The following is an 11,431-nucleotide window of genomic DNA, read 5'->3' as shown; positions in this document are numbered from 1 at the left end:
CTTTTACACACTCTGCTTAGAGTATAAATAAGTAAAAAAGAATGAAAGTGGGCGCATAGCTCAGCTGGATAGAGTACCTGGCTACGAACCAGGCGGTCGGAGGTTCGAATCCTCCTGCGCCCACCACTTTCTATTACTACTTAAGTTAATAGAAAAGAAGCCGACAAAAGTCGGTTTTTTTGTGTCTGAAATTTGAGAAAGCTTTCAGCTATCAGTTAAGTCAAACAAACACCCCAGCTAAAAATTTCAGCGTAGACGTAGAGCTTGCTCACGTTAGAAGCGCAGCTTCTAGTTACTTATGTACAGCTCAAAACCATTCACTGCTCTTTAACTTAAGCTGTGGTATTTTAAACACCTTGCTTAAAAGGAACTTGCTGTATGTTTAAAGCTGTATTCATCACCTTTGTTTTACTATTTATCACTATTTTTAATGTGGGCGCGCACGCTCACACAGCTCAAACAACGCCAATTGTTGGCGCTGCTCAATACAAACATTATTTGCCACAGCTACAAAATAAACGTGTTGGCCTTGTGGTAAATCAAACATCGCTTGTTGAAAATACTCATTTAGTTGATGCTTTACTCACTAAAAATATAACCATAACCAAAATTTTTGCACCTGAGCATGGTTTTAGAGGCGATCACGACGCTGGAGCCCATGTTAAAAATGCGGTTGATAGTAAAACCGGTGTCCCGCTTATTTCTATTTATGGTAAAAACAAAAAACCAAGCGCTGAGGCTCTGAGCGAAGTAGATGTTATTATTTTTGATATACAAGATGTGGGCGTGCGCTTTTATACCTACATAAGCTCTATGCATTACATGATGGAAGCCGCAGCCGAACAAGGTATTGAGTTTATTGTGCTTGATAGGCCAAACCCCAATATTGCCTACGTTGATGGGCCAATACTTGAGCCCCAATTTAAATCGTTTGTAGGTATGCACCCAATCCCCGTGCTGCACGGCATGACGGTAGGCGAGCTTGCAAAAATGATCAAAGGCGAAAGCTGGATCAATAAAGCGGCTGATTTAAAGCTTACGGTGATCCCAGTTGATCATTACACGCGCTCAACATCCTACAATTTATCTGTAAAACCCAGCCCTAATTTACCGAACGATCAATCAATTGCGCTGTATCCGTCGCTGTGCTTTTTTGAAGCAACCCCTGTAAGTATTGGCAGAGGCACCGACTTTGCGTTTCAAGTAATTGGCTACTCGCCCGTTGCGCTTGGGGGTTTTAGTTTTACACCGCGCTCGATAAAAGGGGCGGCAGCAAACCCTAAATTTAAAAATATAACGGTAAAAGGGCTCGATCTACGCACAGCAAACACGCGCGGGCTTGATTTAAGTTATTTAATTACGGCTTATAATAAATTATCTAAAAACAATATTACCTTTTTTGAACGCGCTGATTTTATGGATAAATTGGCTGGTACCAACAAACTACGGTTAGCTATTGAAGCAGGGCAATCAGAGCGGCAAATAAAACAAAGTTGGCAGCAAGGGCTTGCAGCATTTAAAAAGCAACGAGCGCCGTATTTGCTGTACAAGTAAGGGGTGCAAATGGCTTTAGTAATAAACAAAAAATTAAGCAGCTGTTTTAAAACGGCTTTACTGGCGCTTGTTAGTGTTACTCTTGTAGCGTGCAGTACGGCAAATAAGCCAAATGAGTTTACAGCAAGTGAGCTTAAGCAAAGCAAATTAGTAATGCTTCCAAACGCCCAAGTTATTGTCACTTTTCCTGAGGCTAACCCAAGTAGCCGTGAGTACGTAAATAACCGTGGCACTTTTAAAGCGTATAAAGGGCGAGGGCAGTTATTAATTCAAAATAATAACGCTATTAGTGCCGATATTTTTATAAATAACCAAAAGCTTAATATTACCAACCAATTAGCCGCCAATACTTTATATGAGTATTCGCTAGCAAGGCGCACCCACAACGGGGTAAATACGTTTAAGGTTGAAAATATTAAACCTAAAGGCGCAAGCCTTACCTTGCGCTTTGAGTTTCCGACCTTAAATACCGCTGCGCAAAGTAATATAGACTTTAGCCAAGTCGATGCCCTTATTGAAAAAGACATACAAGCTGGTTTTCCTGGGGCGGTATTGGCTGTTATTAAAAGTGGCGAACTCATAAAGCTTAGTGCCTATGGTGATGCCAAACAGTATCAGCAAAGTGATTTGCTGCTACTACGCCCAGAGCCAATGCAAACACACACTCTGTTTGATTTAGCCTCTAACACCAAAATATTTGCCACTAACTTTGCCCTTATGAAACTTGTAAGCGAAGGGCTTTTAAATATAAACAACTCCGTACAAAGTTACTTACCCGAATACAAAGGTGATGGCCGCGAGCTGCGCACAGTTAAAAATTTACTTACGCATACAGCGGGTTACCCGCCTGTGTTTGATTTTCATCGTAAAGGTGCTAAAACTGGCGATGCGTATTTTTCGCAAAATAGCCAAACCACAAAGCAGCTGTTACTTACGCAAGTGCCGCTGAGCAATAAATACCCCGCACAAGCAGTTTACTCCGATATCGATTACATGATTTTAGGCGTACTGGTTGAACGTATAACCGGGCAACCACTTGATAACTACCTAGAGCAACACATTTACGCCCCACTTAAACTGACCAATACGGTATTTAACCCACTTAAAAAAGGCTTTAAACGCGCTGAATTTGCAGCAACCGAGCTTAGCGGCAACACTCGTGATGGCCGTATTACCTTTGATAATATTCGTACCAATGTTTTGCAAGGCGAAGTGCACGACGAGCGAGCATTTTATTCGTTTGATGGCGTAGCAGGGCATGCCGGTTTATTTAGTAACGCACCCGATTTAGCTGTGCTTTGCCAAGTACTATTAAACCAAGGTGGTTTTGGCAATACCCAGTTATTTAGCGCATCAACCTTAGCGCAGTTTGTAACGCCACAATTAAACAACGAAACCTATGGTCTAGGCTTTAGGCTTGCAGGTAACAACCAAGCCAGGCGTTGGCATTTTGGCCCTTACGCAAGCGCACAAGCGTATGGGCACACTGGCTGGACGGGCACAGTAACGGTTATTGATCCAACCTACGACTTAGCCATTATATTATTGACCAATGCGCGGCACACAAAAATAAAAGGAAGCCAAAAACATTACCAGTTTTTGGGCAAACAATACGAGACCGCGCAATATGGCTCGGTGGTATCGCTTATTTACGAAGCACTACTAAATCAATAAATTATCGTTTAGGCTAAAATGGCCTAAGTGCAGTGCCTTAAGTGATTTATTTGCAGGTGACTTAACTAAGCCAATCCATTAAGCTAAGCGGTTTACAAATTCAGGCCACATTTTTAAAACGGCCTGTAAAATAAGCGTTTCAACGTGAATAAAGCGAACGCACTTCGCTATAAATAAAGGTTAATTTATGTCTTGGTATTCTATATTACCGCCGCTCATTGCTATCGCTATCGTATTTTGGCGAAAAGAAGTAATAATGGCACTTTTGGTGGCCGTGGCTTCGTCAGAATTTTTACTCGCTATACAAGGCGAGGGTAATACCTTATTTGCTACATTTTTAAATACCATTGAGCGCATAATATCGGTAGCCAGCTCGCCGGGTAACACTCGCATTTTAATATTTAGTATTATGATTGGTGCCTTGCTTGCCTACATACGCGAATCTGGCGGCGTAGCAGCCACCGTTAATATGCTTATGAATAAAGGCATTGCAAAAAGTAAGCGCCAAGTTGGCTTTTTAACCATGTTTACCGGCATCGCGGTATTTATAGAGTCAAACCTCAGCGTATTAACCTCAGGTATTGTATCGCGTGGCCTGTTCGACAAATTTAAAATGAGCCGAGCCCGCCTTGCTTATATTATTGATAGCACCAGTGCACCTGTGTGTATTTTAATATTACTTAACGGTTGGGGCGCATTTGTACTGGGTTTACTTGGCAATTACGAGCTAAGCGAATCGGCGGTTTCTATTTTATGGGGCAGCGTAGGGTACAACTTTTACGCCATTATCACGCTAGTCATTGTGTTTTACACTATCGCGTTTGATAAAGTACACGGCCCAATGAAAGAAGCCGAGCAAAAACTAGAGCTACAAAAAACCGACCTAAAAGAAGAAGTAAAAGGCTCTAAAGCGCGTTACATGCTCGTGCCATTACTTACCTTAATTGTGAGCATGGTAGGCTTTATGTTTTACACCGGCAACGGCGTACTTGCAGAAGGCAGCGGCTCTAAATCAGTTTTATACGCAACGGTATTAGCCATTGTGGTTGCATATGTTTTAATGATTAGCTCGCGCCAATTTACTCACCATCAATTAGTCGATACCGGCTTTAAAGGCATGGGCGAGTTATTACCGCTGGTGAGCATTGTATTGCTTTCACTTACACTGGGCGCAAGCTTAAAAGAGCTAGGCACGGGCGTATTTGTCGCATCACTAGTGGGCGATTACCTACCTATTTACTTAATTGTACCAGTGCTGTTTTTAACCGGCGCGGTTATGTCGTTTACTACAGGTACATCATGGGGCACATTTGCCATACTTATTCCTATTGGTGTACCGCTTATTCAAGCGCTCGGTTTACCACCTTCACTTGTGGTAGGCGCTATTTTAGGCGGCGGTATATTTGGCGATCACTGCTCGCCTATATCCGACACCAGCGCTGTATCGGCACTCGCCTCGGGGTGTGACTTACTCACCCACGTTAAAACGCAGCTACCGTATGCGTTATTTGGCGGCGCACTGACGTTTATAGCGTACTTAGTAACAAGCATAATTGTGTTATAAACGCATTTTAGAATACGACAATTCCAAACACTCAAAAGCCTGCTTAATTGCAGGCTTTTTAATATTATACAATGCTTAATTAAACTGAAATTATAGATGAATATCAGTTTATTAATATTATAGATGAATATCATCCAATAGAGTTAAGCTAAATTGACATGGTGGGTTTGTCCTCGTATATTTATGCCCATAATGGAATTTAAATATATTAGGAATAAAAATGGTAAAGGAATACATTGTAAAAAAAGGTGATACATTATGGGATATATCTTCTAAACACTTAGGGTCTCCAATGGAATGGCCTAGGTTATGGAAGTTTAATAACCGAAAAGAAGTTGTGGCTATTACTAATAAGCCTATAACTAATCCCGACCTAATTTATCCAGGGCAAAAAATACTCATACCTTCTTTAGATATTTCTCAAATTAAAATTAAGCAAAATGCCAGAGCATTTAATACAGTTAATGAGTCTTCACAAAAACAACTCCCTAAAATCACTTCGCCAATTTCATTAAGCTATAAGTTAGATGATATAAGACAACCTCCAATTGTACTCCCTAATGCTATAGTGGAAATTAAAATGACAGGTAATATTGTTTTATCTAGTGTAGATAAATATCCTGTTAATTACGTAGTTAACGATAAAAAATTAGAGGCGACGGTAACATCTCAAGCTAATAAAGCTTTTGGAGCATTAATTAGTGAAACAAAATTAGCTTTCGACGAAAAAACTAAAAAGTTAACGCTTGGAACTAATATTGTCTCTAAGAGTACTACTCCAAACAGCCCAACTACATCACTGGGAATTGAAGTCACATCAAATTCACCAATACCAAAATTAAAATATGAAGTGCAGCTCCCTCAATTAAAAGGAAAAATTAATCAATTTAACTATATAGCTGAAAAAGTGTCGTTTGTTTTAGAAGTAACATTTACGGGCTCAGATGGTAAAAGTGCTAGAGAACATAACCCTGACAGTAGTGTATGGGATAAGCCCTTAGCTATAGGACTATTTGCTGGAGCTACATTAATTGTTATTGGTACTTTAGTAGAAGATTACGTCACATTAGGTGCAGGAGTCGCTGATGATCCCGCTAGTTTTGCTGCAGCTGCAGGGATGACAGCGAGGGGAGTTGTATTATGGGGTTCTGCTAGAGCAGTAGTTATTCCCGCTGTATTACCCGCAGTTGTTAGGTTTAGCACTTCTATAGTCCCAGTCGCAACACTTAGACACGCCCATTAAAAGAGGTTTATTTAGTGAGAATATTTTCAATTGTTTTTTTATTTTTTCTCAGTGGATGTACTTACTTAGAAAGTGCATCAGAACAAGCTAAGCGCTTAGGTAAAACATACCAATTAGATATCCGAGCTGGCGATACTCGTTTATTTTTCCCTGAACAATTTTTAGGAATTGAAGGCAAGCCGCCTACACTTGAAATGCAAAGCACTTCTTTGGAGGATTCTTCAGAGTCACTTGATGGCATTGAAACCGCGCTGGAGGTTTACCCTGAAGGCTTTGTTTCCAAATTTATTAATGCTATTTATATTTCAGGACCTATGCTCATGGAGGGGGCTGAAGCGGGGGGAACATATTCAAGAAACTCTATAATATTATCAAATATCTCAGATAAGAACGGTACTAACTTCAATTATGAAAATTCGTTACGGGGAGTTCATCACGAGCTTAGTTCTTTAATTTATTTACGCTCCCCTTTTGTTAATCTTGCATGGCAAGGTCTGTTGCCTGAAAGTTGGAGTCCTGCTTCCTCGAATTATGAGGCTTTAACGCAAGATAGAAGTATAGGGCCTGATTATGAAAATGGATTTTTATCTACCTACGGTAAAACTAATATTGAGAACGACTTTAATATTTTCGCCGAATTTGCTTTTTCTGAACCTGAAAAGCTACGAGACCTTGCAGCTAAGTATCCAACTATAGCTAAAAAGCTGAGTTTATTTATTACTGCATATAAGCAGGTTCTTCCTGAATATCAGCAGGGCTTCGAAGAGTATTTCACTAATACGGGTTTAAGCGATGTTGCTATAAAACCTGATAATGTAGAGATTACAATCCACAGTGATTTTAGTAATATTAAGCCTCAAATAATTCACTAAGTAAATTTAGTAAAGGGCTTATGTTTTATATATAGTCATGGTTCATACTTAAGATATTCCTCTGTTAAAGAAGCATAAATCGAATACTCTGAAGCAGCTTTTTATGTACCTTAAATCATTGTAATAGTAACTAGTCAGGATTTCTCTACGTAACTTTAAATGATATGATTTCACCAATTAAATAATAAATAAGGACATTTTTATGGATATTATGATTGGTCAGCAAGCTCTTAAAAAGAAAAATCAGCTAACTCAGTTATCAGAGCGAGCAATCGGTCGAGACTTCAAAGAGCAAGCAGCATTAGCTATACAAATGACTCAATGCAGTGCAGCTGTTTATAGGAGGTTACAGCGCACTTATAAATCAACTGTAACGCCACGAGATGAAAAAAGAGTTAAAGCCGGAGGCTTGAGTACACAGTCAGTAACTTTTTCCACAAGTAATAATAGCCAAAAATCTTTTAATAGCCTACTACCTGCAATGCGTGGTGGGAGAGCCGCACCAACTAATACTTCCAAAACATCCAATGATGTTGCCGTTGCTTCTAATCAACCACAAGCAGTTAATTTGTTAGCTTTATTACACCCTGTAATAAGCAGTGATATTATGAAAACAGGTAACGCAGTAGAAAGAACAGCTACTATATTAGGACTGGTCACAACTACAGTTGGTTTTGTTGTTCCTGGAGGTGGAGCCGTATCCTCTATTGTTAGTTGGGTAGGTAGTGGCGCTACTTATTCAGGTTTCACTATGTCAAGAATACGTCCTGATGCGCCGGATAGAGCCTATCATCAATTAACTAACTACATTACGTGTTTAGCGGCTTGGAATAAAAAAGCGTGTGAGTTAATCGATATAGCTGATCCAAATGGACAATGGACTTTTAGGGATATTGAAAACGGATTCTCATAGAGTTAAGGCTGAAAAGACAGTTTTAAATATTTTATGAGAGGACTCTACTAAATATACGAAAGCCTGCTTAATCGCAGGTTTTTTTGTTTTAAATATGCAGTTAAGTACCCGTATTTATATTTTTTAGGTTATTGTATGGCATGAGCTTTAAGCTTTTTTATAGCTATAAATTCTTACTTTTTAACTTATACAAGGCTGTAAACCCACACTATGTTTGTAATAGATAATATCATTCTTGTTAGTGCCATTTTAATTTTACTAGGGGTTATCTCGAGCAAGCTATCTGCGCGCGTTGGCTTACCCGTGCTGGTGCTATTTTTACTGGTGGGCATGCTTGCAGGTGAAGACGGTATTGCCGGTATATCATTTGATAACGCAGAGGCGGCGCATGCTCTGGGCACGTTAGCACTGGCTATTATTCTATTTGATGGTGGGCTACAAACGCCAACCAGCTCTATTAAACAAGTGTGGAAACCTGCTTCGGCTTTAGCAACGGTTGGGGTGCTATTAACGGCGGTAATTACCGGCCTTGTCGCCACTTATATTTTAGACTTACCCGTATTACAAGGCGTTTTGCTGGGCGCGATTGTGGGCTCTACAGATGCCGCAGCCGTATTTGCACTTTTACGTAGCGCCGGTATTCACTTAAATAAAAAGCTTAAATCAACCCTTGAAATAGAAAGTGCCTCGAACGATCCAATGGCTATTTTTCTAACGGTTGGTTTGCTCGAAATGCTAGTGAACGACATGCCAATAGGGCTGGGTTTACTGCAGTTATTTGCCCAGCAAATGGGCGTAGGCGCCGTTTGTGGGTTTTTAATTGGTAAGGTGTCGGTGTGGTTTATTAATCGAATAAAATTAAATGCATCAGGTTTGTATTTAGTAATGGTAACCGCATTTGGGCTGCTTTCTTTTGGCCTTTCTGCAACGCTTGGCGGCAGTGGCTTTTTAGCCGTATTTATAACCGGCGTTATTTTAGGTAACAGTAAATTTGTATATAAACGCGGTATTTTTCTGTTTCACGATGGTTTAGCGTGGCTTGGGCAAATAACCATGTTTGTTGTGTTAGGGCTTTTAATTAACCCCTCGTCGTTGGTTGATGTATGGCTAGAAGGGTTGTTAATAGCACTGGCACTTATTTTAGTTGCTCGCCCACTAGCGGTAGCGCCAATTTTGAAATTATTTGGCTTTAATAATCGCGAAACTTTATTTGTATCTTGGGTGGGGCTAAGAGGCTCAGTGCCGATTATTTTAGCTATATTCCCACTGTTGTTTGGCCTTTCAGGGGCGGAGCTTATTTTTAATGTGGTTTTTTTCGTGGTGTTAATCTCGGCCACGTTGCAAGGCTCAACTATGCCTTGGATGGCTAAAAAGTTAAGTTTAATAGAGCCGCCACCCGATTTAGCAGCTGCAACGCTCGAAATTACCGCCCTAAACGATATTGATATAGAAATTGTAGAGTACGCGTTAAGTGAGGTTTCTCGCGTTTCTGGGCGCAGTTTGTCACATGCTGCACTGCCAGAAAGTGTAGTTGTAGCCATGATCACACGAGGGCCTTCAATCATACCGCCACGCGGCTCAACTAAGTTAAAACCAAACGATCATTTATTTGTTGTTTTAAAACCCGCTAACAGACCTTTTGTTGATTTAGTTTTTACAGCAACCGATAAAACAAACCACCAAGACAGCCACTTAGCGCGCAACGAACTTAAAGTGAAAGGGGTTACGCTAGTAGGCGATATATTTTACTCATACCACATGAAAATAGACGCCCCAGAGGGCATAAGCTTGGAAGAGGTGATCAACCAAAAGCTCTCAGGAGAAATCAGTAAAGGCTCAATTGTGGTTATTGGTAATGTTCAACTACGCGTTATAACAATGGTACATACACGTATAGTGACCATCGGCTTAAAGTACTTACACAATCCAGAACAACGACTTTTAAAGCAGTAGCCATTACCGATGATTTACAAGATATTAGCGACGTAGGTTGGGTTGAGTGACACGAAACCCAACGTATCACCGATGCAATGAGCAAACCCAAAGCTAATTATATGTAGTGTTTGTTGTAGGCGTACAGCTTGCTGGCGCGTCGGGCGTTAGCCCAAAAACTGTGTGAATTAGGAAGTTAAGACGTTATTGGCTATGTGGTTGTTTAAAATTGAGCTTAAATTTATGTTGCGTTGAATAATCTTTGAAATCAATCTCCTTAAAATAAAATCTTTCACTTTCAGTGCGAGCGGGAATAGTTTGAAAGGTAGCTTTTTCTTTAAAATTAAATGAGAAAGGAAGTACGAGAAATAAATTATTAAATTTACCACTTAATATGTATCTCAACTTATTCTTAGACTTTTCTTTGAATAAGGTCACACTCAATAACTCCTTATTATCCAAATTGGGTAACCGGTAGCCCATACTAACTAAAGCGGGGTATTCAAAGTCTTTAAACCCTTTATTAGATATAAGCCATTTAATTACGTCATTAAACATAACTACTTCTTGATCAGGTAATAAAGATATTAAGCATTTTAAAAGTGCTTTGTAGACTTTAACATTTGAAAACCTTTGATTTGAAATAATCACTTCTTTAGAAAATATATCCAGTTTACTTTTTATTTCAATTGAATTGCTTGTAGCAAATATTTTCCCACCACCTTTAACAAAAGAGTTACTGTAGCCTCTCTTACCTTTAATTTGAGTTATGAAAGAGGGAGGTATAAAACGGCTCAAATGATTTTCAAAATCAGAAAAAATCGAGTTACAGCTATCGCATTCGTTTATCGTGAAAATACTTTTATTCCCTAAAAGCTCTGGCAGAGAATGAGAAAGGTTATCGTAGGTTGCAGAAGTTGACTTACAAAACCTACACTCTGATGTATTTTTACCAATCTCTAAACGAGGATAAATACAATAATTTTTTTGGTTATGGTCTACTAAAATTTCTTTCAAATTAAATTCCTTTTATTTTTTATGCTTGTTTATATATTAAGTGTTTCATTAGCCAGTGCGTGAGCAATATTGTACTTTTGATTTAATTGGTAAGTCTAATTGACTAGCTTAGTTAAAATACGGACTTGGTTTTGAGTGTAAATGAAAGTACCAATTATTAAGCCCCACACTGCCTAACTCCAGCACCCGCATGTTTAAGCGCTACAATCTGCCCTTTACCGTTATGCGCCATAGCCAGCATATCGCCCGTATTTAGACCACTTTCTACCGCATGTTTACCCTTTAAATCTCTGAGCAGTGACTGCTTAATTTGTACCAGTACCTCGTCATTACAGCTGGCTATGAACCAGTCGTTATCAACCTTTACGAGCGTGCCGTATTCTATGTGGCGTTGTTGGTGTAAGCGCAAGCTATTAGCGTGCTGAGTATCGAGTGCGTGTTTTTGCTCGGTAATGGCGCTTGTGTAACTGCCTGATGGGGTTATTTCGTGGGTTTTAATAATTGAATAGTCGTGAATATCGATAGTGTTAAGCACCGTTTTAGGTGCGTAGTTAATGCCCTCGTTACTATCAAACACAATAAATGCGAATACGCCCATTGCGCAGGCAAGGCTGGTTAACTGTAGCGTAAAACTAAGTCTTGAGGGCTTTTTATGGCTGGCA

General features: G+C 39.7%; 9 protein-coding genes and 1 tRNA gene. 8 read left to right on the top strand and 2 right to left on the bottom strand.

All coding sequences use genetic code 11. The annotated features are described in order from the left end of the window. Positions 1–49: 49 nt before the first annotated feature. From B4F91_RS06780 to B4F91_RS06745, 8 genes are all read left to right on the top strand, one after another. A tRNA-Arg gene (locus B4F91_RS06780) sits at positions 50–126 on the top strand. A 252-nt stretch (positions 127–378) separates the two neighbouring features. Further along, a complete protein-coding gene (locus B4F91_RS06775; RefSeq protein WP_286937959.1) occupies positions 379–1,554 on the top strand; it encodes an exo-beta-N-acetylmuramidase NamZ family protein in 1,176 nt (391 codons plus the stop codon). A 9-nt stretch (positions 1,555–1,563) separates the two neighbouring features. After that, entirely contained in the window at positions 1,564–3,228 is a 1,665-nt protein-coding gene (gene pbp4b, locus B4F91_RS06770; RefSeq protein ID WP_286937958.1) for a penicillin binding protein PBP4B, read from the top strand. Between the two features lie 187 nt (positions 3,229–3,415). Further along, entirely contained in the window at positions 3,416–4,792 is a 1,377-nt protein-coding gene (locus B4F91_RS06765) for a Na+/H+ antiporter NhaC family protein (protein WP_029773935.1), read from the top strand. A gap of 220 nt (positions 4,793–5,012) precedes the next feature. Continuing rightward, positions 5,013–6,035, top strand: a complete 1,023-nt coding sequence (locus tag B4F91_RS06760; protein ID WP_138576925.1) for a LysM peptidoglycan-binding domain-containing protein — start codon at positions 5,013–5,015, stop codon at positions 6,033–6,035. A 14-nt stretch (positions 6,036–6,049) separates the two neighbouring features. After that, complete coding sequence (locus tag B4F91_RS06755; RefSeq protein WP_138576923.1) at positions 6,050–6,907, top strand: hypothetical protein; 858 nt, start codon at positions 6,050–6,052, stop codon at positions 6,905–6,907. Between the two features lie 202 nt (positions 6,908–7,109). Continuing rightward, entirely contained in the window at positions 7,110–7,820 is a 711-nt protein-coding gene (locus B4F91_RS06750) for a hypothetical protein (RefSeq protein WP_138576921.1), read from the top strand. A 210-nt stretch (positions 7,821–8,030) separates the two neighbouring features. After that, positions 8,031–9,773: a potassium/proton antiporter gene (locus B4F91_RS06745; protein WP_286936733.1), complete on the top strand. Its 1,743-nt coding sequence runs from the start codon at positions 8,031–8,033 to the stop codon at positions 9,771–9,773. 183 nt (positions 9,774–9,956) lie between these two features. On the opposite strand, the gene B4F91_RS06740 is transcribed toward B4F91_RS06745, so the two are convergent. Further along, on the bottom strand, positions 9,957–10,769 hold the full coding sequence (locus tag B4F91_RS06740) for a hypothetical protein (protein WP_121637015.1): 813 nt from the start codon (positions 10,767–10,769) through the stop codon (positions 9,957–9,959). 157 nt (positions 10,770–10,926) lie between these two features. Further along, positions 10,927–11,431, bottom strand: a 505-nt coding sequence (locus B4F91_RS06735) for a hypothetical protein (protein ID WP_288635465.1), incomplete at its 5' end; no start/stop codon positions are given.

This window comes from Pseudoalteromonas sp. UBA6610, from assembly GCF_002433295.1.
In the GTDB taxonomy this organism is placed as follows: Bacteria; Pseudomonadota; Gammaproteobacteria; order Enterobacterales; family Alteromonadaceae; genus Pseudoalteromonas; species Pseudoalteromonas atlantica.
This window is presented reverse-complemented; position numbering and strand designations above follow the sequence as displayed.